The organism is Enterococcus italicus (genome assembly GCF_023743875.1).
GTDB classification, from domain to species: domain Bacteria; phylum Bacillota; class Bacilli; order Lactobacillales; family Enterococcaceae; genus Enterococcus_G; species Enterococcus_G italicus.
The window spans coordinates 2,036,753-2,059,287 of record NZ_JAMRVB010000001.1; the positions used below are offsets into that span (position 1 = coordinate 2,036,753).

The following is a 22,535-nucleotide window of genomic DNA, read 5'->3' on the forward strand; positions in this document are numbered from 1 at the left end:
GAAACCAATTGTCAGAAAAAGTCGAATTTGTGGGCAAGGTTGCCGCTATTTTTTATCAAAACCCCGCTAATTTTTACAAAGTCCTCCTCGTCTCCATCGAGGCAACGACAGCTGATTTTCGTGAGTCGGAAATTGTGGCTACGGGAAGTTTTGGTGATGTCCAAGAAGAAGAAGGGTATCGTTTTGTCGGAGAACTGGTGGATCATCCGAAATACGGGGTACAGCTAAAGGTCGATTCCTACCAAAAAGCACAGCCGACATCTGCCTCAGGAGTGATTTCGTACTTATCAAGTGATAAGTTTCCCGGTATTGGGAAGAAAACAGCTGAGACGATTGTGAACGCATTAGGCGATGATGCAATCGAGCAGATTTTGGACAATCCTGATTTGCTGGATACCATTACACAATTAAATGCCAAAAAGCGTCGCGTTATTTTAGAAACATTGCGGCTGAACCACGGGATGGATCAGATTATAGTTGGCTTAACTAAGTATGGCTTTGGTAGCCAGTTGTCATTTGCTATTTATCAAAAATATCGCAATCAAGCACTGGAAATTATCGAAGAAAATCCGTACCAATTAGTAGAGGACATTGACGGCATTGGGTTTAAAAAAGCGGACGGGATTGCCGAACAGCTCGGTATTGGTGCCACTTCAAATGCGCGCATGCGTGCGGCAATTTTGCATCAAATCATCCAAGCAACTGTCCAATCAGGTGATACTTATGTGCCGGCGAAGCGACTGCTTGAGCAAAGCATCTCCTTACTTGAAACTAGTCGGCCAGTAGAGATGAATCCGCAGCAAGTCGCAGATTGTGTGATTGAATTAATTGAAGAAGGAAAGTTGCAGCAGCAAGATACCAATATTTATGACAATCGTTTGTATTTTGCGGAGTGGGGGATTGCCACGTCCTTGCATCGCTTAATGAATCGCAAAAAAACGATTCAGTATGATGATAAAAAAGTATTAAAAACGCTCAAAAAAATCGAAAAAAACTTAGGTATTTCCTATGGCCCGTCACAAAAAGAAGCCATCATTGAAGCAATCCATTCACCTTTTTTTATTTTGACTGGTGGACCAGGTACGGGGAAGACGACGGTCATAAATGGCATCGTCCAGCTGTTTGCTGAGCTAAATGACTTGGATTTGGATCCAGCTAGTTATACAGATGAGACCTTTCCTGTGTTGCTGGCTGCACCGACTGGCCGAGCAGCCAAGCGGATGAATGAAACGACAGGCCTACCAAGTGGAACGATTCATCGTTTGTTGGGGTTAAATGGACGCGAGCAAGCGACGACGAGCTTGCCACCAAAGGAATTAGAAGGTGGTTTGTTGATTGTTGACGAGTTGTCGATGGTCGATACGTGGCTGGCGAATACACTGTTTAAGGCAATCTCGACCAATATGCAAGTTATCTTAGTCGGCGATAAAGATCAGCTCCCCTCTGTCGGACCTGGACAGGTGATGCATGACTTATTGAAGATTGCGCAGTTTCCGAAAAAAGAATTGACAGAAATTTATCGTCAAGGCGTCGAATCGACCATCATTCCGCTCGCCCATGAAATCAAAGATGGCTCGCTGCCAGCAAACTTTCAAATCAATCAACCAGATCGCTCATTCTTTCCATGTCAGGCCCATCAAATTGAACCCATTATTGCGAAAATTGTAGAGAAAGCAAAAGCGAAAGGCTTCACGGCCCAAGATATTCAAATTTTAGCGCCGATGTATCGGGGAGTCGCGGGGATTGATGCCTTGAATAATATGATGCAACAAATCTTTAACCCAAACGACGGACGCAAAAAAGAAGTTCGCTACAAAGAGACGGCTTATCGGATTGGTGACAAAGTATTGCAATTAGTCAATGCCCCTGAAGACAATGTCTTTAATGGTGATATGGGCGTTATTGTTGGGATTACATATGCCAAGGATTCTGAAGACAAGGTGGACGAGTTGCATATTCAATTTGATGCCAATGAAGTCTCTTATCGAAGAAATGACTGGCATAAAATAACGTTAGCGTACTGTTGTTCCATCCACAAATCTCAGGGTAGTGAATTCAAAATGGTGATTTTACCCATGGTGCACCAATACAGTCGCATGTTGCAACGCAATCTTTTATACACAGCGGTGACGCGAAGTAAAGAAATGCTGATTTTATTAGGGGAATATGATTCCTATCAGCGGTGTGTGCAAGTCGAATCTCATTTGCGCTTAACGACATTGGTCGAACGCATTCAAGAGGTAGCTGGCTATACGAAAGAGCAAATGAATCAGTTGGATCAAACTGAACAAGCACTTTACACAGATGAACCTTTTGAGAAAGTCAAAACAACGAGAGACGTACCCAATAAAGATGAGAAAAAACAAGCTCCAGATATGCCAAAAGATTCCCGGTTAACGTTGACGGCAATTTTGGAGCAAACAATTGATCCTATGATTGGCATGGAAGGAATTCGTCCACAAGATTTTGTCAGCCAAACCTAACAAGCACCCAATCTGAGTAGTCGCCAAACGTCAGCATTTGGCACGTTTCAGATTAGGTGCTTGTTTTTTACCAAAAAGCTTGTTTGGTCACTTCGACAATCAAATCATAACAACGAGTCCCCATCGACTCACCATCAATTTGGGTATCTTCTTGTGTCGTGGTGACCAGGTGGATTTTTTTCGCCGTGTAGTGATGGAAATGCTTCGAATAAAAATCTTTTTTTCGTATTACGCAATAAGCTAGGTGAGCCAATTTAAACCAAGCGACTTTTTCAACAATAACTAGCTCAAATTCCGGCTTGTTGAGCGCAATTTGCGGTGCAATAGCAACGCCGCCACCAAAATAAGGATGATTTGCAATGGTACAAAGGTACGTTTTTGCCAATGTAATCGACTGGCCATTAAACTCTATGCGAGCAGGGTAGCCTTTTTGCTTGAAAAAGCTACTAAAAGCAACACTCAAGTAACTGAAGCGACTCAAACGCCAGCGATTCAAATTTTTCTTTCGGGATCGTTCATTGGCTTTTTTGACAATTTTTCCATCTAAGCCAATCCCTAAACTATTCATGAAGACTTGCCGATCACCTTGAATTCGATCCTGATAGCTTAATATAGGAACAAGCTGAGGGGAGCGGGTCTGGACAATTTGCCAAAAACGTTCAATAGGATCTTCTGGTAAGTGACAAGCACGAGCAAAATCATTGCCGCTACCAGCAGGAATGTAGGCGACCGGGTAATCCACGCCATATGCATGGAGCTGATTGATTACATGATGCAACGTGCCATCACCGCCGATCACTAAAAGCATTGGAAATTTCTCTTCAGCGCCTAAGCGTCGAGATTCTGGAAAACTTTGTAGTAGATGCTGTTCCAATAAAGTTTGAACAATCCTAGCTTCGTGGTTTGGGTATTCTGTTTGATAATCATAATAAGTAAAGTCATTTTCTTTTAATTCAGAAAGAATTTTTTTTGCAACTGTCTGTCCTTTGCCGCCACCAGCAACCGGATTGATGATGACATGGTAAATTCTTTTCATAGCTAACTCCAATCCTTTCATTTCTGGAATCTATTATATCATGTTGCATTCTTTTCGATAAGTCAGGACCATTTTTGGAAAATGATCCGGCGTTCGTCATGGACGACTGAGAAACAAAAGTTGCATACATCCGTCGTCCTCTGGTATACTTCTTTGAGGAGAAGGAGTAGAAAAAATGAAATATTATCACTTAATTATCAGCTCTTTGGGACTAGCTTTTTTACAATTTTGTTTAAAGCATATATTTCATCTGTCAGCATCTGCGACGGTAAACCATCTATTCATTGGATTACAAGGATTGCTACTTGTTACGTATAGTCTATTAATGATTGGCTTTGTATTGGTAAAACCAAATAAAAAAACAACCAAAAAACCTGCGTCATCAACTAATCAACCAACACCACAAACTTCTAATGATGAGCGTTGGCTAAAAGCAAGTTAAAAAAAGAGGCAAAGATACTCAAAAAGAGTCGTCTTTGCCTCTTGACTTTTTCAAGGGGATTCCCTAAAATCAATAAGGATATTCTCGCGGTTCATCAACCATCCCGCGTTATCAAAACTAGGAGAAAGAAGGAAAAATCTATGCAACAAAAAACGAGCAGCTCTGTTCGCACACTGGCAGGCAACGCGATTATTATGGCGTTGTATGTCGTCTTATGCTTTATTTTACCGTACCAATCGGGAGCCATTCAGTTTCGACTCTCGGAGAGCTTGAATCACTTGGTCGTCTTTAATCGCAAATTTATTTGGGGTGTTTTTGGCGGAGTAGTCTTATACAATCTCTTTTTTGGCTATGGACCAATGGATGTTTTATTTGGTGGGGCTCAGACTTTTCTAGCTTTGCTTGCGACAATTGGTATTAGCCGCTTTGTAAAAAGTGACATCTGGCGTTTAGTTTGGAACTGTGTCTTCTTTACAGTAAGTATGTTCTTGATTGCGTTAATGTTAATGTGGACTGCGGATTTACCATTCTGGCCGACCTATGGCACAACAGCTTTAAGTGAAGCAATCATTATGGCGATTTCAGCACCAATTATGTATGGTGTGAATAAAGTCGTTAAATTTGACCAACGAATTTAAAAGTAAAGGGGGTGTGACGAAAGTTTGTCACACTCCCTTTTTGAATGTACTACTTTTAGGCATTTAGGCCATTAAAAGTCAGCTTGAAGATCTTCAATTTCGACTACTTTAAATAATTTGTTTTCGAGTTGTTCGATAATTTTGTCTCGTAATTGAACAGAGATACCCGCTGGCAAAGTAATCAATGTACGACGGATAAATTCATCCTTGCCAATATCTAGTGTGATGCAACTTGCAATACTGCAATGCTTTGAGACAATTTTAGAAATCATCGCCAAGTCACCTTGTTTACCAGTCGAAGCAATCGTTAAGACGTAGCTTCCTTGTTCAATGTTCCAAGATTGAGCCAAGACAGAAAGTAATGAGCTATGAGTTAAGATGCCGTAGAAATAATTATTCTCATCTAAGACAGCAATATAAGGTAATTCTTTAATGCTAAAGAAGACATTGAAGAATGAAGAGTTGACATAAATGAATTTGGTTGCATTTTTTAATAAATGAGTTACTGGCAATGACATATCGCCACCGTTTGCCTTGTGACGGTAGATGTGCATTTTGTAAATATTGCCTCTAAAAATCTTTCCGGATGCATCCAAAATTGGCACACAACGATAGCCGGAATCTTCTAATATTTGCAATGCTTCTTCTAATGAAGCGTCCTCTGTAACTGTTGTTAGGTCTTGTTTTTTGTAGACCATCGTTTTTAAAAGCATAACCATACCTCCATAATAAATTTTCACTTTTATCATAACACACTCCACCTAAAAGTTTAACTAGAAGAATTGCAAGTAACATGAAGTGTCGTTTGACAGAAATAGGAAAAAATGCTATTTTTACTTGGTGGAATGAGAAACGGGCAGGAGGTAAGTTTATGGCAACCAAAAAAGCGGCACTTGCTTGTTCAGTTTGTGGTTCTCGGAATTATTCTAAGTCTGTGAGTGAGGGGAAAAAAGGTACTCGCTTAGAGATTAATAAGTTCTGTAAATATTGTAATCAATATACCATTCATAGAGAGACAAAGTAGACGGAGGCATCGGGATGAAATTTATTCGTAGTGTCAGAGAAGAAATGAAAAAAGTTACTTGGCCTTCAGGAAAACAATTACGTAAGGATACATTAGTCGTCATTGAGACGTCCTTGATTTTTGCGGTATTATTCTTCTTGATGGATACAGGTATTCAGCAACTCTTTGCTTGGATCCTTAAATAATTGTTTAAGGAAAGTGGCAGAATTACGGTGTGCATGGTATAATGCAGACGAGAGAAAAACTTCGGGTGTACTGAGGTTTTTTTATTTTACGAAAAAAGACAAAGGAGTCCAAATGATGGAATCAGTAGAAAAAAGTTGGTATGTGTTGCATACGTATTCTGGCTATGAAAATAAAGTAAAAACCAATATCGAGTCTCGTGCGCAAAGTATGCGTATGGGTGATTACATTTTTCGAGTAGTGGTACCAGAAGAAGTCGAAAAAGAAGTGAAAAATGGAAAAGAAAAAGAAATCGTGCATAAGACTTTTCCTGGCTATGTGCTAGTTGAAATGATTATGACTGATGAATCTTGGTATGTTGTCCGTAATACACCAGGTGTGACTGGGTTTGTCGGTTCTCATGGTGCCGGAAGCAAGCCAGCGCCATTATTGCAAGAAGAAATCAACAGCATTTTGCGTTCATTAGGCATGAGCACACGTACAGTTGAATTAAAAGTTGCCTTGGGCCAAACGGTAAAAATTATCGAAGGTGCCTTCTCTGGATTAGAAGGACAAGTGACTGAAATTGATGAAGAACGTCAAAAATTAAAAGTAAATATTGATATGTTTGGTCGTGAAACAAGTACAGAACTTGATTTTGATCAAGTAGATGATATCTAGTCGCTGAGTCGCTGTTTGTAAAACAGCGGCTTTTTTTTAGGGAGGGGAAAGAAATGAAACGAATTGGCTATGGAATAGTCATCATACTTGTTTTATTCGTTCTGAGTGCTTGTAGCTCGTCCCAGTCAACGAAGAAGACGACCAAAGAAAGCCAGACACCGACTGTCTTTTTTCATGGCTATGGTGGGGGGCCTTCTTCTTTTGGTTCGATGATGCAACGCTTAAAAGACAAGGGTGAGGCTAAAAAAGAATTAACGCTAACTGTTCAAGAAGATGGCACCATTTCGGCAGAAGGAAAATTGTCAGATGACAAAGGAAATCCCATGATTCAAGTGATTTTTCAAAGCAACAAAAGCACCCAAACCAATCAATCACTTTGGATTGCGGCAGTCTTGCATTACCTCAATGTAACGTATCAGATTGATAAGGTGAATCTTGTCGGTCATTCGATGGGAGCGGTCAGTACGATTGATTATCTAGAGCAGCATGCAAAAGAAGATCAACAACCCAATGTTGCCAAAGTTGTCTTGATTGCTGGTCCGTTTAATGAGTTTCTCGATACGTTTTCTTCGCAGTCTCAAACAGATTTGTTGGCGAATGGTCCAAGTGAACAATCCGCACGCTATCAACAATTTTTAGTCGATGCGTCTAGATTAGATCGCTCGCTTGTGGTGGAAGTCATTAGCGGTCAACTAAGTGATACCGACTTGAGCGATGGGATTGTTCCATTAGCGAGTAGTTTAGCCATTGTTCCATTGCTAAAAAACCAAGGCATCTCAGTGACTTATAAAATAGTAAAAGGGTCGAAGGCACAACATAGCCAGCTCCATGAAAATCAAACAGTCGACAACTTGCTTGTATATTTCTTATGGCAGTAAAAAGGATGTGCCGAACGTGTATAGCTTTTACGAAAAAGACCAGAAAATCCAAAGGCTGAGAAACAACGTAAGGATTTACTGGTCTTTTTACTTGTAGCTGATCCTCTCTCATTTTTATTAGCCCATGATGGATTTGGTTAATTTTTGAGCAGTAGGTGTCATGGCTAAGCCGCCTTCTGCCGTTTCGCGAAACATCGATGGCATTTGACGACCGACTTGATACATTGCTGCCACGACTTCATCTGGTGGAATGACACTTTCAATTCCGGCTAATGCCATATCAGCCGAGATGAAAGCTTGTGATGAACCTAGTGCATTACGCTTCACACAAGGGACTTCCACTAGGCCAGCTACTGGATCACAAATCAGCCCCATCATATTTTTTAGCGTAATTGCCACTGCTTGTGCGGATTGATGGGCACTACCTCCATTCGCTGCCACCAATGCTGCAGCTGCCATCGCACTAGCAGATCCGACTTCAGCCTGGCAGCCGCCCTCAGCTCCAGAAATAGATGCATTGTTAGCGATCACCAGACCAAATGCTCCAGCGGTAAATAGAAAATCAAGCTGTTGATCGCGTGTCAGCTGTAATTTTTCACGACAAGCCATTAAGACTCCAGGGACTACCCCAGCACTACCAGCAGTCGGCGTTGCACAGATTAATCCCATTTTGGCATTGACTTCATTCACGGCGATGGCGTTACGTACTGCGGTTAAAATGGTTTCTCCACTCATAAAATTGCCACTTGCTAAGTAGTGATTCATTTTGGTCGCATCGCCACCAGTCAGACCGGTCACTGACATTACCCCAGCGACACCTTCTTCGATGGATTGTTCCATGACGGTTAAGTTACGTTCCATCAAGCGATATATTTCTTCGCGCGTGCGGCCAGTCATTTCTTCTTCAGTCGCCAGCATTAACTTGGCCACAGTCGGGTAGTTACTAGCTTGCTCGACTAAATCTGCAATTGAATAAAACATGTCTTGACTCCTTAATCAAAGTAAGCGGCACTATAGATATGCTCTAACTTACGGATTTTTTCTAATACGTCACTGTTGCGTTCATCTACTTCAATAATCATAATGGCCTTTTCACCTTTTGATTCACGAGTCACGGTCATTGTACCGATATTTAAGGTCGCTTCAGACAATAATTGACTTACTTTGGCAATCATTCCCGGTACGTCTTGGTGAACAATAATGAAAGTAGGTGTTCCCAGTGAAAGTGAGAGCTTAAAGCCATTCACTTCAGAGATTTGAATATTGCCGCCACCAATCGAGATGCCTGTGACGGAAAGCTTGTGCTCACCCTTAGAGACGACCATACGGACCATATTTGGATGCTCAGCTTTTTCTTTTTTTGGAGTAAATAGGACTTCCATTCCTGATTCATGGGCAATTTTTAAGGAATCTCCTAGCCGGCTATCATCTGGATCCATTCCTAACAAGCCACCAACTAAAGCAATATCCGTACCATGCCCGCGATACGTCTTGGCAAATGATTCATATAAATAAATATCCACAGTATCGGGTTGTTCACCAAAAATATTGCGAACGACTTTACCGATGCGTGCCGCTCCAGCCGTGTGTGAACTACTAGGTCCCACCATTACTGGTCCAATAATATCAAATACACTGCGATAATTTAATTGTTCCATATTTTTCCACCTTATCTTAAAGTTACGTTTGTAGTGTAGCATAGTCTAGAAAGAGGAGCGACTAGTTTACCTATAAAAGCAAGAAAATAAGAAAAATTAGTTGAAATGATTTGAAAATTTGCTATAATATCATCGTGCGTGTAAATAATTATTTATAGGCATGGTTTACGTGGGAGGAGAAATACGTATCTCCAATTAACCACATCACGGACTTAAGGAGGTATGTCTCGTGGCAAAAAAAGTTGAAAAAATCGTTAAATTGCAAATTCCTGCAGGTAAAGCAACACCAGCTCCCCCAGTAGGTCCTGCATTAGGTCAAGCAGGTGTGAACATCATGGGATTCACAAAAGAATTCAATGCTCGTACAGCTGATCAAGCAGGTTTAATTATTCCAGTTGTTATCTCTATATATGAAGACCGTTCATTTACATTCGTAACAAAAACACCACCAGCTGCAGTATTATTGAAGAAAGCTGCAAAAATCGAAAAAGGTTCTGGTGAGCCTAACAAAACTAAAGTTGCAACTGTTTCTAGCGATCAAGTAAAAGAAATCGCTGAATTAAAAATGGAAGACCTAAACGCAGCTAGCGTCGAAGCAGCTATGCGCATGGTTGAAGGAACTGCACGAAGCATGGGGATCGTTGTTGAATAAGTTTCAACCAACCCTAAGGAAGTAGCTTCTCAGTCGGCTCTTTATTGAAAGATAAAGAACACGTGGGAGGTTCTACCGTTATAACCACATTCAAGGAGGAAACACACATGGCTAAAAAAAGCAAAAAAATGCAAGAAGCATTAAAAAAAGTTGATGCGACTAAAGCTTATTCTGTTGAAGAAGCTGTAGCATTAGCAAAAGATACAAATATCGCAAAATTCGATGCAACAGTTGAAGTTGCTTACCGTCTAAATGTCGATCCTAAGAAAGCAGACCAACAAATTCGTGGTGCTGTTGTATTACCAAACGGAACTGGTAAAACACAAAAAGTTTTAGTATTCGCTAAAGGCGAAAAAGCAAAAGAAGCAGAAGCTGCTGGTGCTGACTACGTTGGCGAAGCTGATCTAGCTCAAAAAATCCAAGGTGGCTGGTTTGACTTTGACGTTGTTGTTGCAACGCCAGACATGATGGCTGAAGTTGGTAAACTTGGACGCGTTTTAGGACCAAAAGGATTAATGCCTAACCCTAAAACTGGTACAGTAACAATGGACGTAACAAAAGCAATCAACGAAGTAAAAGCCGGTAAAGTAACATACCGTGTGGACAAAGTTGGAAATATTCATGTACCAATCGGAAAAGTTTCATTTGAAGATGCTAAATTAGTAGAAAACTTCAAAACAATTCACGATGTATTAGTAAAAGCGAAACCAGCTGCTGCTAAAGGTATTTACATGAAGAACATTACAGTAACGACTACATTCGGACCTGGTATTCACGTGGATGCAACTTCTTTTTAATTAGCTAATTAACTTGACTTAGATACCTTGCGTATGGTAAGGTATCTAAGGTTAATAATTAACTGTACCGAAGACAGTAGGTGACCTAGTCATAATTCCTACCGAGGACAAACATTGAAGATAATTCAATTGTCCCTCTATGTCTACGGTGGCATAGAGTTTTTTTATTTAAAGAAACTCTTCCATCAAAATCAGGAGGTGAAAAAAATGAGTGAAGCAGCTATTGCTAAAAAAGCCGCTATCGTTGAAGAAGTAACGGAAAAATTTAAAACAGCATCATCTGTTGTTGTTGTAGATTACCGTGGTCTGACTGTTGACGAAGTGACTCGTTTACGTAAACAATTGCGCGATGCGAACGTTGAAATGAAAGTGATCAAAAACTCAATTTTAACTCGTGCCGCTAAAGCAGCAGGTCTTGAAGGATTAGAAGAAGTATTTACTGGTCCGACTGCCGTTGCATTCAGTAATGAAGATGTTGTTGCACCAGCTAAGATTATTGATGAATTTGCACAAGATGCAAAAGCCTTAGAAATCAAAGGTGGTATCATCGAAGGCAAAGTATCATCAGTTGAAGAAATCACTGCATTGGCGAAATTGCCAAGTCGCGAAGGATTACTTTCTATGCTACTATCTGTACTGCAAGCACCAGTCCGCAACGTGGCTTATGCTATCAATGCAGTTGCAGAAAAAGAAGATGGCGATGCAGCTTAATTGCCGCATAATCATTGAATAAAAAACAAAGAAAAAACCAACTAAATGGAGGAAACCAATCATGGCATTGAACATTGAAAACATTGTCGAAGAGTTAAAAGGCGCGACAATCTTAGAATTAAACGACTTAGTTAAAGCTATCGAAGAAGAATTTGGCGTATCTGCAGCTGCTCCTGTAGCTGTTGCTGCAGCTGGTGCTGCTGCTGCTGAAGAACAAACAGAATTTACTGTTGAGTTAACAGCTGCTGGCGACCAAAAAGTGAAAGTTATCAAAGCAGTACGTGAAGCTACTGGCTTAGGATTGAAAGAAGCTAAAGCTGTAGTTGACGGCGCTCCTGCACCAGTTAAAGAAGGCATTTCTAAAGAAGAAGCAGAAGCATTAAAAGCTACTTTAGAAGAAGTTGGCGCTTCAGTAACATTGAAATAATCATTTATTTCAAAAAAAAGGCTGAGACAGGATTGTTCAGCTAAAAGAAGACCATACCATCCAGAAATTGATTCTCAATCTTTTGGATGGTATGGTCTTTTTGCGCGCCGTTTTATGAAAATTGATAGATATCCTTTTTGACAGTAGACCAAGCTTTTTGAGAGACGCCGATTGCAGCACTATATAAAAAGAATAGACTTGCACGCTGCCACAGCCCACGAGTAGTAGCAAAAATCTCATGTAAGAATGGTACATAATAACTAAGAAAGAAAACGATGCATAAACTGCCAAGTGTCAAACAGGTCCAAAAGAAAGTAGCCCACTTCATTTGTCCGCGTTCTTTAGCGAGCCAGCCACTGATTAAAGCAGCACCCAGTAGACCAAGCATACCAATACCAGTAACAGCTGAGTGCAAAAGATAGATTGGATTGAAAAAAGTTTCTCGGTCATTGATGACAACTAAGCCACTAAGGTTACAGTCGAATAGTCCATAAGCACCTATCGATACACTCAATAAATTAATTGCTAGACGATTATGATCTTGCTTAAAGCATCCCGGCAATCCCAGTGCTCCTAAGACAAAAAGTGAACCAGTCACAATCGATAACTGATTAAAGAGAGTTTGGACTGGGCTATTTGGCTCGCCCAGGATACTAATGACATCCCCACTCTGACTGAAGGACGGGTAAATGAATCCTAAGATATACGGCAGTGAAGCATCACCTACGCAGGCGGCAATCAGAAAGATAGGGGCAAGATAACGTTTCATAGTACGACTTCCTTTGCAAAAAATAATTTCCGGTATTTATCTATTTAATACCAAAAAACGGTAAAATAAAAGTAGAAAGTAAACAGAAAGAAGGAAGATGAAATGAAGGCACTGATTGTTTATGCCCATCCTAGAAAAGGAAGCTTTTCGCACGCATTGCTAAAGCAAGTCCAGCATAAATTGTGCGATAAAGGGATGGAAGTAGAAGTACGTGATTTGTATCAACTAAATTTCCAACCAGTTCTGGCAGGTGAGGATACGATTCACGTCGAAGAGGGTAATTTTGTTAGAGACCAAGAAATATTTCCACCAGATGTCTTAGTTGAACAAGAAAAAATTTTGCAAATTGGCTTACCTATCTATGTTTTTCCAATTTGGTGGAATGGGATGCCTGCTATCATGAAAGGATACTTTGATCGTGTCTTCCAACACGGCTTTGCCTATAGCTTTGAGTCTGAAGAACCTGAGAAAGAATTTTGCGGGGAAGAGGGCGTTGTTTTTGACACCGACTGGTTAGCCTCAAGCAAATGAGGACACGGAGCTAACAAAAGCTATAAAATTACTCACTTCTGGATGGATCTTTAACGGGACAGACGTTCAAATCATTGGGCATCATTTTTATGGACGCGTCCCTTATCTGACTAAAAATGAGTTAGAAAACTATCTTGAGCAAACGGATACATGGTTAAAAGAAATAATTTAAGGAAAATCAGTAAAAATCATTGTGATATAGTAGAATTCGTGTTATGGTAGTAGTGTAATAAATTGATATGCAAATCTTGAGTTATCCAATACTGGTACATTCTTCATTTCACATCATCTATTATTACAATTAAACACGTAATGTGTCATGGAGGTAAAGTTATTATGAATAACGGTACAGTAAAATGGTTTAACTCAGAAAAAGGATTTGGTTTCATCACTGCAGAAGACGGAAACGATGTATTCGTACATTTTTCAGCTATCCAAGGTGACGGCTTCAAAACTTTAGAAGAAGGCCAAGCAGTTACATTTGACGTAGAAGAAGGTCAACGTGGCCCTCAAGCTACTAACGTTGAAAAAGCTTAATCAATGTAATTAATCAGTAGTTGTCATTTATGGCAACTACTTTTTTTAATAATTTTTATAAAAGAGTGTGATGAACTATTGTGGCTCTTTGTCAATCAGGACTGATCTCGAAAAGATTTAAGTGAAACCAAAACAGATGATGAGCAAATCTGTTTTGGTTTTTTATGTTATTTCACTTCAATTAAATGATTAATCATATAAATGCGTATCTTCATGGTCTCAAATGATTTGAATCCGTAGGATACTCTTTTTAGTGTTTTGATATGTGTATTTTTTGCCTCAATTTTACCGTTTGAATAAGGATAAATCATTGCATTCCTTATGCCTTCTTCATACTTAAGCAAGTTCTGTAATTTCTTTCTAAATTCCTCATTTAAACTTTCTGGAAGATGTTTGAGCAAGTCAAAAAATACAATATGGTCCTTATCTCTAAATGCATCTGCCAAGTCATGGAATGCCTCATAAGCTTCTCTAAGGGAAGGGGAGCATGTAAGTAGTCTATCAATCATCATAGCTTCTGTAAGAAGAGGGTACTTAGGTGAACGGAAACTACGCCAAGACTTATATTCCGAATGATTTATATTCTGTCTATTTTTTGTTAGAAAACGCCAATTTACTTTAAGTTTCTGTGCTTCCTTTTTGAAACCTTTTATTTGTAAGGATTTCATTGTTCTTACACGTAGGTCTTGAAATGCTTGATTCATATGTTTAACGATATGAAATCGATCAATAACGAGATTGGCATTTGGGAATACCGTTTTGGTTAATTGAAAATAAGCTGCGTTCATATCAGTGACTAAATATTTTACTTGATCATTGTTAGAACAGCTCTGGAAGTAGGCGGTTAGTCGAGATAGCTTACGTGTTGGCAAAATATCAATCAACTCTCCACTCTCTCCATCTGCACAAATAAAGCTCATTTTGTCTTCAAGTGAAGAATGTGATCGAAACTCATCTACCATCAATACTTTGGGAAGAACTTTTTTAGTGTTTCCTGGAAGATAGCTTTTGAGTTCTTTTAGTATTCGAATCACTGTAGTTAAAGACACCGTGCAAAGCTTAGCAATAAAACTCAAAGAAACTTTATCCGTTAGTAAAGAAATGATTTTGTATCTCAAATGATTGGCAATAGAATGTTTTGGAAGAACAAAGTAAGATTGTGCAGTCCAATAGGTTTCACAATTTTTACATTTGTAGCGCTGCTTTTTTAATTTCATAACCATCGGCATATGATTATATTCATCAAAACGTATGGTAGTTTTTTTCTTGCCATTTCTTACAATTACCGTTTTACCATCACTGTCTTTCACTGTGGATCCACATGATTTACAAGCTTGCGGGCAAGGAGATAGCGTTGCGTTGATCACTAAGCGCTGTTTTTTGTTCACTGTCTCGTAAGAGACATCTACAATTTCTAAATTTTTATCTGTAATCCTCAACAATTTTTTGATAGAATCATTCATATAGCATATCGTCCTCTCAGTTGTTTATTTTGTGGTGATTTAATCATACTAGAGAACGATATGTTTTTTAATACCTAAAATGAAAATTGGACTGAAGAATCAATTCTGATTCATCAGTCCAATAAATTATAGAGCCACTATTGTCACACTCTTTTATTTTTGGTTTGGTAAGCATGACCCCAATCAGAGAGACTTTCTAAAACAGGACCTAAGCTATACCCAATCTCAGTTAATTCGTATTCGACACGTGGGGGGACTTCAGGATAAGCCGTTCTTGTAAGCAGCTGATATTGCTCCATCGCTTTCAAATTTTCAGTTAAGACTTTTTGCGAAATGGATCCCACTGATTTTTTTAATTCGCCAAATCGCTTTTTACCAGACATCAGATCTCTTAGAATCAGCACGCGCCAGCGATTTGTTAAAAATAATAAGGTCGTCTCTACAGGACAATTAGGTAATTGATTCATCTGTACTCCTTCCAATAGTTTCTTTTAAGAAACTAGGTTACAAAAAAGTTGTTACTTTTAAAAAGTAACCAATGGGTATAGTATAGAATGGTAAAGAGAAATATACAAGCATGAAGGAGGAATTGTAGATGAAAGTAGCAGTAATAGCAGCAAATGGAAAAACAGGACGATTGATTGTAGAAGAGGCTGTTGACAAGGGTTTGGATGTTACAGCAATTGTCCGTCATACAAATCAGACAGTCGCACAACATGTTTTGGTAAAAGATTTATATGATTTAACCAAAGAAGATTTAGAGACGTTTGATGTGGTAGTCGATGCATTTGGGGTTTGGGATCCTGAAAAACTATCAGAACATCAAACGTCCATCGAACATTTAATCAGCATTCTTACTGGTACGAAAACAAAGTTATATGTGGTAGGTGGAGCAGGTAGCTTGTATGTTGATGATACAAAAACAACACAGTTGTTTGAGACACTAGACTTTCCTGATGCCTATAAGCCAGTCGCTGTGAATATGAGTAAAGGGCTAGATAGTTTGCGCAAATCTGATATCCACTGGGTCTATGTGAGTCCTGCAGCTGATTTCCAAGCAGAAGGAAAAAAAACAGGGAACTATGCGTTTGCCGGCGAACAACTGATGACGAATGAAAAAGGTGAAACATTTATTAGTTACTCAGATTATGCCGCTGCCTTAGTCGAAGAAGTTATGCATCCGACTGTTGATCAATCAAGAATTTCTGTATATACAAAAGCATAAAAAAACATGATTCCTAGCAAAGTCTTTTTTGGAGGCTTAGCTTGTGAATCATGTTTTTTAATTAATCTTCTACTGGTACGTCGACTATCCAGCCGTCTGGGTCAGGACGATCGCCGCATTGGATACCTGTTAAGTTCTCATATAGAGATTTGGTGACAGGTCCGACTTCTGTTTCGCTATAAAAGACATGGAACTCGTCTTTGGTTTGGATCGCGCCAATCGGTGAAATCACCGCTGCAGTCCCACAAGCACCTGCTTCGACAAAATGATCCAATTCATTTACATAGACGTCGCCTTCAATTGCTTTTAATCCCAATGCATGCTCTGCTAAGTACAGTAGAGAATACTTGGTGATACTTGGCAAAATTGATGGTGATTTTGGTGTAATGAATTCATTGTCTTTCGTAATACCAAAGAAGTTTGCTGAACCAACTTCTTCAATTTTTGTATGGGTTTCTGGATCAAGGTAGATACAGTCGGAAAAATTATGTTTATGTGCTTCTTCACCTGGTAACATACTTGCTGCATAGTTCCCACCGACTTTTGCTGCTCCTGTTCCTTTTGGTGCTGCGCGGTCATAATCAGAAACGATAAAGTTCGTTGGCGTTAAGCCACCTTTAAAGTACGGACCAACTGGCATACAAAAGACAGTAAAGATAAATTCTGGAGCTGGTTTCACACCGATTGTGTCCCCAACACCAATTAATAGTGGGCGGATATATAACGTTGCGCCTGTTCCATACGGAGGCACAAAGTCACGGTTCGCTTGCACTACGCTTTTTACTGCTTTCATAAATAATGCTTCTGGAACTTCCGGCATACGTAAGCGCTCAGCACTTCTATTTAGTCGCTTGCTATTTTCATCGGGACGGAATAAGTTTATTCCACCGTCTTTACGGCCGTAAGCTTTTAATCCTTCAAAACATTGTTGCCCATAATGTAAAGCAGCAGAGGCTTCTGAAATATGTAAAACGTTGTCTTCCGTTAATTCTCCTTCGTTCCATTGCCCATCTTTCCATTTGGCTAAAAAGCGATAAGGTGTTTTGATATACTCAAACCCTAAGCTTTTCCAGTCGATAGCTTGTGTCATCATAACCACTCCTTTTATTTTCCAAAGTATACCACTAGTTTTTCTTATTGTCATTATTTTCTGAAAATTATCGGCAAAAATAACCTTTTTTCCCGAAGAAGATAATGAAAAAGAGGCGAAATTAAAAAAATAGTAAAAATTTGGGAATAAATAATTTTGTGCTGCTCAATCCAAAAAAACGAAGAGATAGCTAGTAGCAAAAAAACAGAAAGTCCCAAAGTTTACGAAACAACTTTTAGACTTTCTGTTCTTTTCAATTTTTCATCGATGGGAAACTAAAATTTTCCACCACCGCCGCCAAACGATCCGCCGCCGCTTGAATGAGTGGTACTACCACCGCCACCGAAGCCGCCACCATTGTTATTGGATGGTTTTGGTATTCGTCGTGTTGTCACAAAGGATCTGGTTAACTGGTCACTGCGGTCTGTTAAATCGACTGTTCCATTTTGACGATACGCATAATGATAGGTTTTGCGTTTTAATTGATACGTTGATTTAACCCAAATGAAAACAATCAGGCTGATGACTGCCGCTACGGACAAGGCAATCGTAATTTCTAAGGGCGTGAGCACTTTGTAATAAGTAATTTTCCCCGTGTCACGATCTACGCGGTAATGGCCTCCCGGAACGCCTGCCTCGACATAAGAAGTGGCGCCTTCTAAGTAAGTCTTGGCTGCTTCATAATAAGAGCCGGCACTTAGTTGGTCTTTAATATCACTTAAGAGACTTTCTAAGCGACTATCGGTCAAATAATCAATCATATTTCCTGAAGTGGAGATGTGATATCCCCGTTGCCCCATATCGATTAAAAAGACTGAGCCATTTTGATTATTGCCGACTTTGTCTCGTAAGAACTCATCGGCATACGTTTCTTCAGAGTCGTCATTCGTTGTTGTTGTGACAACGAATACTTCTCCTTTGATTTTTTCGTTTAACGTTTCAGCTAGCTGATTCAACGTTTTTATTTGTTCTGCTGTAAATAAAGAAGCTTGATCATCAACGGCTTGTGCCTTTCCTTGAGTAGGAAATACAACAAATAAACATACGAACAAACTGACCAGTCCTAATCTTTGCATCCATTTCATAGGAAATACCCTCCAATCATTAAAATGATGGCGATAACAGCAAAAATACTGCTACAAAAAGCGGCCAACTTGCCATAGCTTAGTGGTAGGATACCGCTTGTCTTGCCGGTCTGACCGTTCATGGCATAGTAAAAGGTTTTTTTCTTGTCGTCATTGGCTTGATAGGTCACTAACCATACTGGTAAGAGCACATATTGGTTGTCCTCCTTGGTGATAGACAGTTGTTTGTTCGTCGTCCGAAAAGTCGTATAGCCATTGACTGTATCACTTAATAATGATTGACCGTAGTCCGTTAGTTCTTGATGGACGCTTGATTGGATATCTAGGTACTCAATGTCACGTTTTTCGGCTTGAAAGCCAGAAAGGTATTGATTTTCAAAGGCCACGGCTTTTTCAAGCGGGAAGGGCTGAACGCCTTCGACCATCTTTTTTTGTGCGTTTTTAGAAAGCGCATTTTGGATGAAGTCCCGAAAATGTAAGTTCCCCGCGCGTCTAACCGCGTATTCTTTGGTCTCTGTGTACTCAATGTCGCCCAATACCCAGACACGTAAGCTAGTACCTACACCGTTTAATTGTCCTTTGGCATCAGCCGATACTGCCCAGTAAGGGAAATAAACGCCAGTTAATTTTTCGACTTGTGCTTGATTAAAGAAATCTTTTGGTACGAACCATTTTTTTTGCGCCCACTGCAAGAAGGTCTGGGTTGCTTTTTCTTTGTTAATGGCAAATGGTAGAACGCGACTCGGTAAAAACTTCCCACTCAGTCGTCCGGTTAAAACGACAGGATTATGGCAAAAGTAACAATACGTCGCAGCCGTCGTGGCATCGGTCACAATTTCTGCGCCACAGCTTGGACAAGTGTATAGTTCCATCTGATTGGCATCTGGCTCTTGTTGCTCGCTATCGGTCTTTTGGGTATCTGAAGCTTGGTCACTGGTTGTTTCATCGACAAGTTGCGCTGCCTTTTGTCTCTCTTCAAAGGCAGACAACTCGTCAGTCGTGAAAATACTTAAACAAAATGGACAGTGAAACTTTTGGTCAGATGGCTCGAATGTTAATGCGCCACCGCAGTTCGGACATTTATGGGTAATGACATCCATTTCAATTCCTCCTTGTGATTTGCTTAGTCAACAGGGACACCTTGAAATGGCTTGCCACATTCTGGACAAAACTTAGGGACACCATTTGCTAAGTCAATAACTGCGTTACAAGCAGCACATTTCATTTTGATGCTTGCGCCAGTGGCTTGTGGTTTGGGCTCGCCACAGTTGCTACAGAATTTCCCTGTATTTTCAGTACCGCATTTTCTGCATGTCCAGCTATCGTTTTGTTGGTTCTTTTGATTTTGTTGCATTTGATTGAGATTGGTTTGCGATGCTTGGTTTAAGAAGTTACCACCAGCATTCATGCCCATACCCATACCGACAAAACTATTGGTTGCACCATTGGGATTACTGCCGGCATTTTTGATGCCTTCAGCGACAGATCCTTGAACAAATCCTTCACGAATGTTGGCATCGCCTAACATCGCACCTTGATTACGCATATTGATGAGTTTTGTCGAATCATCTGTATACGAAATGCTCGCAACAGCCATTGAAACAATCTCCATGCCACGGGTTTGTTTCCATTGATCATCTAAGACATCGCCCATGTATTTGCTTAGTTCCATACTCTTTGATGGCACGTAAGAAATGCGTTGACCGTCTGCTGACATTTGATTGATGGATGCTTGCAAGGCAGTTAAGAACTCAGCTAAGTATTGCTCGTTGATATCATTGATATCGACTTTTGATTGATTGTGTGGAATCGCATTTTTATAAAATAAAATAGGATCTGTGATTTGAATTGAATACGTACCGTGTGCACGTAAAAATAATTCTGCATTGTAAAAATTATCAAAATAATTGATTGGTGAAGAGGTGCCAAAGCGAATGCCTTTAATTTCTTGTAAGTTAATATAAAAAATTTGTTGCTTTTGCGGTGTCACGCCACCAAATTTAAAGCGATTAAACGTTTCTGAAATCGCCTCTTTCAACGAACCATTAAACATTGAAGGAGCGAGATCATTTTTAATTGTGTAGTAGCCTTCTTCGGCAGTATAGTCAATGATCTTGCCACCATCGACGACTAGCATCATCATATTTGGATAGACGTGAACGACAGAACCGTCTGTAATGACATCATCTGTGCCTTTTTTATTTGATCCGCGCTTGCTATCTTGGCGCACTTTCACACCTTTAGTAAAAACGATCGTATCACCCATATCGTCAGGTTCGATAATTTCTAGCCATTGATCTGCTAAGCCACCGCCGATTGTACTTGTTGCTGCTTTGATTAGTCCCATGAGAGTTCCTCCTCAAATTTTCATTTTTTTTATTATACCATAGGCGCAATTATTACAGGCATCCGCCGCAAGTCTGAGTTGTGTACTGGGTCTTAGCTTTCTTTTTTAGGAAAAATTTCGTATAATTATAGATAGTGATTTTTTTAGATTGAGGTGAAAGAGTAGATGGCCTATCAAGCATTGTATCGAGTATGGCGTTCGCAACGATTTGATGAAATTGTCGGACAACAAGCAATTACTCAGACATTAAAAAATGCAATTGTACAGCAACAAATTTCTCATGCTTATCTTTTCACCGGGCCGAGAGGAACAGGGAAGACCAGCGCAGCCAAAATATTAGCCAAAGCCATCAACTGTCCACACAGCGTGGATGGGGAGCCTTGTAACGAGTGTGACATGTGTCTGTCGATTACAAAAGGTAGTCAAGAAGATGTCATTGAAATCGATGCTGCGAGCAACAATGGTGTGGAAGAAATTCGCTTTATTCGTGATCGTGCCAATTACGCACCGACGCAAGCAAAATACAAAGTCTATATTATCGACGAAGTCCATATGTTATCGACGGGGGCGTTTAATGCTTTGTTGAAAACATTAGAAGAGCCGAAAAAGAATGTTATCTTTATTTTGGCGACGACGGAACCACATAAGATTCCTGCGACCATTATTTCACGAACACAACGATTTGATTTCAAGCGCATCTTGCCCCAAGACATCGTGCAGCACTTAGAAGAGATTTTGCAAGAGATGAATCTATCATATGAGGAAGATGCATTGGCTGTCATTGCACGTGCGGCAGAGGGCGGAATGCGGGATGCGCTGAGTATTTTAGATCAGGCGATTGCCTTTTCAGATGGCACAATCACCACCCAAGATGCCTTTGATGTGACGGGCAGTCTGACGTCTGAATTAATGGACCGCTTGTTACTCGCTTGTCTGACTCATGATGCCACAGGGGCTTTGGAACAATTGGATGGCTTATTAGAGTCAGGGAAAGAAGCCCGACGCTTAATTGAGAATCTATTGTTTTATTGTCGCGATGTTCTCGTACAGCAGCAAGCTCCTGCTTTGTTAACGAAAGAAAACAAGCGCCTTACAGATGATTTCTTGCAATTGGCGCAACAACTACCGACTGAGCGCTTGTATGAATGGATTACAATCTTAAATACGACTCAAAACGATATTCGTCTGACGACCAGTCCAACGGTATACCTAGAGGTCGCCATGGTCAAATTAGCCGCAGAAGGCTCGACGATAACTGTGCAGTCAAGCCCACAAGCCCCAGAAGTAGCTGGTGAATTGACCCAGCAAGTCCAATCGTTGCAAAAAGAAGTGAATGAGTTGCGACAGCAGCTGCGACAAGTCAATCAGCAAGCACCAGACCGTAAGCCAGTGAATGCTGTCCGCCCGAGCCACAGTAAATACCGAGTCCCAATAGAACGCGTCAACCAAGTCTTAAAAGCAGCTACCAAACAACGCATGCAACAACTACAAACAGTCTGGGAAGATGTGTTGGATTCGATGACACCGACGCAAAAAGCAATGCTAAAAGCTAGTGAGTTAAAAGCAGCAAGTGAAGAAGGACTCGTGATTGCTTTTGATTATGAAATTATTTGTCAACGGGCGACAACGGATCAAGAATTCTCGCTTGCGATGCACAATCACATTAGCCGATTTGTCAGTGATTACGCACCAAGCCCTGTTTTTATTACGAAGGAAGATTGGCCCAATTTGCGGAAAGATTTTCTTGCGGGAAACCATGAAAATGATACACTGGAGGAAGAACCTGAAGCAGTAGGCGAAGTGGAATTACTTTCAACTCAAGACGATCAGCTGGTCGCAAAAGCCCAAGAATTATTTGGCGAACTAACAACAATCGAAAAAAACTAAGAAATGAGGAAT

The 22,535-nt window shown here is 40.2% G+C and carries 26 protein-coding genes and 1 other annotated feature; of the genes, 15 read left to right on the top strand and 11 right to left on the bottom strand.

Translation table 11 applies throughout. The annotated features are described in order from the left end of the window. Nucleotides 1-8: 8 nt before the first annotated feature. The gene (gene recD2 / locus NE257_RS10020; protein WP_251852315.1) at nucleotides 9-2,483 is read left to right on the top strand and encodes an SF1B family DNA helicase RecD2; all 2,475 of its coding nucleotides are present in this window, start codon (nucleotides 9-11) and stop codon (nucleotides 2,481-2,483) included. Between the two features lie 67 nt (nucleotides 2,484-2,550). Here the strand turns inward: recD2 and NE257_RS10025 are convergent, their stop codons facing one another. Beyond that, a complete protein-coding gene (locus NE257_RS10025) occupies nucleotides 2,551-3,519 on the bottom strand; it encodes a diacylglycerol/lipid kinase family protein (protein ID WP_251886375.1) in 969 nt (322 codons plus the stop codon). 175 nt (nucleotides 3,520-3,694) lie between these two features. On the opposite strand from NE257_RS10025, the gene NE257_RS10030 reads away from it, so the two are divergent. Both NE257_RS10030 and NE257_RS10035 read left to right on the top strand, forming a co-directional pair. Continuing rightward, complete coding sequence (locus tag NE257_RS10030; RefSeq protein WP_007207198.1) at nucleotides 3,695-3,961, top strand: hypothetical protein; 267 nt, start codon at nucleotides 3,695-3,697, stop codon at nucleotides 3,959-3,961. Nucleotides 3,962-4,101: 140 nt separating this feature from the next. Beyond that, on the top strand, nucleotides 4,102-4,599 hold the full coding sequence (locus NE257_RS10035; RefSeq protein ID WP_040366005.1) for a QueT transporter family protein: 498 nt from the start codon (nucleotides 4,102-4,104) through the stop codon (nucleotides 4,597-4,599). Between the two features lie 71 nt (nucleotides 4,600-4,670). Here the strand turns inward: NE257_RS10035 and cbpA are convergent, their stop codons facing one another. After that, a complete protein-coding gene (gene cbpA / locus NE257_RS10040; RefSeq protein ID WP_040367078.1) occupies nucleotides 4,671-5,312 on the bottom strand; it encodes a cyclic di-AMP binding protein CbpA in 642 nt (213 codons plus the stop codon). A gap of 158 nt (nucleotides 5,313-5,470) precedes the next feature. Here cbpA and rpmG point away from each other — a divergent pair, with 158 nt between their 5' ends. The 4 genes from rpmG (at nucleotide 5,471) to NE257_RS10060 (ending at nucleotide 7,344) form a co-directional block, all read left to right on the top strand. Then, the gene (gene rpmG, locus NE257_RS10045) at nucleotides 5,471-5,623 is read left to right on the top strand and encodes a 50S ribosomal protein L33 (protein ID WP_040366003.1); all 153 of its coding nucleotides are present in this window, start codon (nucleotides 5,471-5,473) and stop codon (nucleotides 5,621-5,623) included. Nucleotides 5,624-5,637: 14 nt separating this feature from the next. Next, complete coding sequence (secE, locus tag NE257_RS10050; protein ID WP_007207194.1) at nucleotides 5,638-5,808, top strand: preprotein translocase subunit SecE; 171 nt, start codon at nucleotides 5,638-5,640, stop codon at nucleotides 5,806-5,808. A gap of 115 nt (nucleotides 5,809-5,923) precedes the next feature. Continuing rightward, complete coding sequence (gene nusG / locus NE257_RS10055; protein ID WP_040366002.1) at nucleotides 5,924-6,466, top strand: transcription termination/antitermination protein NusG; 543 nt, start codon at nucleotides 5,924-5,926, stop codon at nucleotides 6,464-6,466. A 53-nt stretch (nucleotides 6,467-6,519) separates the two neighbouring features. Then, nucleotides 6,520-7,344: an alpha/beta fold hydrolase gene (locus NE257_RS10060; RefSeq protein WP_251854897.1), complete on the top strand. Its 825-nt coding sequence runs from the start codon at nucleotides 6,520-6,522 to the stop codon at nucleotides 7,342-7,344. 117 nt (nucleotides 7,345-7,461) lie between these two features. Here the strand turns inward: NE257_RS10060 and sdaAA are convergent, their stop codons facing one another. Together sdaAA and sdaAB are read right to left on the bottom strand one after the other, a co-directional pair. Then, nucleotides 7,462-8,325, bottom strand: coding sequence for an L-serine ammonia-lyase, iron-sulfur-dependent, subunit alpha (gene sdaAA, locus NE257_RS10065; protein ID WP_251852318.1), 864 nt, complete (start codon nucleotides 8,323-8,325; stop codon nucleotides 7,462-7,464). An 11-nt stretch (nucleotides 8,326-8,336) separates the two neighbouring features. Then, on the bottom strand, nucleotides 8,337-9,002 hold the full coding sequence (gene sdaAB / locus NE257_RS10070; RefSeq protein ID WP_251852319.1) for an L-serine ammonia-lyase, iron-sulfur-dependent subunit beta: 666 nt from the start codon (nucleotides 9,000-9,002) through the stop codon (nucleotides 8,337-8,339). 229 nt (nucleotides 9,003-9,231) lie between these two features. Between sdaAB and rplK the strand changes: the two genes are divergently transcribed. The 4 genes from rplK to rplL all read left to right on the top strand — a co-directional run bounded on the left by rplK (nucleotide 9,232) and on the right by rplL (nucleotide 11,589). Then, nucleotides 9,232-9,654 carry a 50S ribosomal protein L11 gene (rplK, locus tag NE257_RS10075; protein WP_251886376.1) on the top strand — a complete coding sequence of 141 codons (423 nt, stop codon included), beginning with the start codon at nucleotides 9,232-9,234 and terminating at the stop codon, nucleotides 9,652-9,654. 107 nt (nucleotides 9,655-9,761) lie between these two features. Further along, a complete protein-coding gene (gene rplA / locus NE257_RS10080; RefSeq protein ID WP_040366000.1) occupies nucleotides 9,762-10,451 on the top strand; it encodes a 50S ribosomal protein L1 in 690 nt (229 codons plus the stop codon). A 49-nt stretch (nucleotides 10,452-10,500) separates the two neighbouring features. Continuing rightward, nucleotides 10,501-10,626 (top strand) — a sequence feature (ribosomal protein L10 leader region). 32 nt (nucleotides 10,627-10,658) lie between these two features. Further along, a complete protein-coding gene (rplJ, locus tag NE257_RS10085; RefSeq protein ID WP_007207187.1) occupies nucleotides 10,659-11,162 on the top strand; it encodes a 50S ribosomal protein L10 in 504 nt (167 codons plus the stop codon). Between the two features lie 61 nt (nucleotides 11,163-11,223). Further along, nucleotides 11,224-11,589 (top strand): 50S ribosomal protein L7/L12, encoded by a 366-nt coding sequence (gene rplL, locus NE257_RS10090; protein WP_007207186.1) that lies wholly within the window; start codon nucleotides 11,224-11,226, stop codon nucleotides 11,587-11,589. A 112-nt stretch (nucleotides 11,590-11,701) separates the two neighbouring features. On the opposite strand, the gene NE257_RS10095 is transcribed toward rplL, so the two are convergent. Continuing rightward, nucleotides 11,702-12,358, bottom strand: a complete 657-nt coding sequence (locus NE257_RS10095) for a DUF998 domain-containing protein (protein ID WP_251886377.1) — start codon at nucleotides 12,356-12,358, stop codon at nucleotides 11,702-11,704. A gap of 102 nt (nucleotides 12,359-12,460) precedes the next feature. On the opposite strand from NE257_RS10095, the gene NE257_RS10100 reads away from it, so the two are divergent. Both NE257_RS10100 and NE257_RS10105 read left to right on the top strand, forming a co-directional pair. Further along, nucleotides 12,461-12,889, top strand: a complete 429-nt coding sequence (locus NE257_RS10100; RefSeq protein WP_251886378.1) for an NAD(P)H-dependent oxidoreductase — start codon at nucleotides 12,461-12,463, stop codon at nucleotides 12,887-12,889. A gap of 336 nt (nucleotides 12,890-13,225) precedes the next feature. After that, nucleotides 13,226-13,426, top strand: a complete 201-nt coding sequence (locus NE257_RS10105) for a cold-shock protein (RefSeq protein WP_007207183.1) — start codon at nucleotides 13,226-13,228, stop codon at nucleotides 13,424-13,426. Nucleotides 13,427-13,593: 167 nt separating this feature from the next. On the opposite strand, the gene NE257_RS10110 is transcribed toward NE257_RS10105, so the two are convergent. Continuing rightward, the gene (locus tag NE257_RS10110; RefSeq protein ID WP_251886379.1) at nucleotides 13,594-14,889 is read right to left on the bottom strand and encodes an ISL3 family transposase; all 1,296 of its coding nucleotides are present in this window, start codon (nucleotides 14,887-14,889) and stop codon (nucleotides 13,594-13,596) included. A gap of 143 nt (nucleotides 14,890-15,032) precedes the next feature. Continuing rightward, nucleotides 15,033-15,356 carry a winged helix-turn-helix transcriptional regulator gene (locus NE257_RS10115; protein ID WP_251886380.1) on the bottom strand — a complete coding sequence of 108 codons (324 nt, stop codon included), beginning with the start codon at nucleotides 15,354-15,356 and terminating at the stop codon, nucleotides 15,033-15,035. A gap of 128 nt (nucleotides 15,357-15,484) precedes the next feature. Here NE257_RS10115 and NE257_RS10120 point away from each other — a divergent pair, with 128 nt between their 5' ends. After that, a complete protein-coding gene (locus tag NE257_RS10120; protein WP_251886381.1) occupies nucleotides 15,485-16,114 on the top strand; it encodes an NAD(P)-dependent oxidoreductase in 630 nt (209 codons plus the stop codon). A 61-nt stretch (nucleotides 16,115-16,175) separates the two neighbouring features. Here NE257_RS10120 and NE257_RS10125 read toward each other — a convergent pair whose 3' ends face one another. The 4 genes from NE257_RS10125 to NE257_RS10140 all read right to left on the bottom strand — a co-directional run bounded on the left by NE257_RS10125 (nucleotide 16,176) and on the right by NE257_RS10140 (nucleotide 20,636). Beyond that, nucleotides 16,176-17,204, bottom strand: a complete 1,029-nt coding sequence (locus NE257_RS10125; protein ID WP_251886382.1) for a branched-chain amino acid aminotransferase — start codon at nucleotides 17,202-17,204, stop codon at nucleotides 16,176-16,178. 275 nt (nucleotides 17,205-17,479) lie between these two features. Next, nucleotides 17,480-18,280 (bottom strand): TPM domain-containing protein, encoded by an 801-nt coding sequence (locus NE257_RS10130; protein WP_420871141.1) that lies wholly within the window; start codon nucleotides 18,278-18,280, stop codon nucleotides 17,480-17,482. A gap of 5 nt (nucleotides 18,281-18,285) precedes the next feature. Next, complete coding sequence (locus NE257_RS10135) at nucleotides 18,286-19,389, bottom strand: TFIIB-type zinc ribbon-containing protein (protein ID WP_251886384.1); 1,104 nt, start codon at nucleotides 19,387-19,389, stop codon at nucleotides 18,286-18,288. Nucleotides 19,390-19,412: 23 nt separating this feature from the next. Beyond that, nucleotides 19,413-20,636, bottom strand: a complete 1,224-nt coding sequence (locus tag NE257_RS10140; RefSeq protein ID WP_251886385.1) for an SPFH domain-containing protein — start codon at nucleotides 20,634-20,636, stop codon at nucleotides 19,413-19,415. Nucleotides 20,637-20,801: 165 nt separating this feature from the next. On the opposite strand from NE257_RS10140, the gene dnaX reads away from it, so the two are divergent. Beyond that, nucleotides 20,802-22,523 carry a DNA polymerase III subunit gamma/tau gene (dnaX, locus tag NE257_RS10145; RefSeq protein WP_251886386.1) on the top strand — a complete coding sequence of 574 codons (1,722 nt, stop codon included), beginning with the start codon at nucleotides 20,802-20,804 and terminating at the stop codon, nucleotides 22,521-22,523. Nucleotides 22,524-22,535 lie beyond the last annotated feature (12 nt).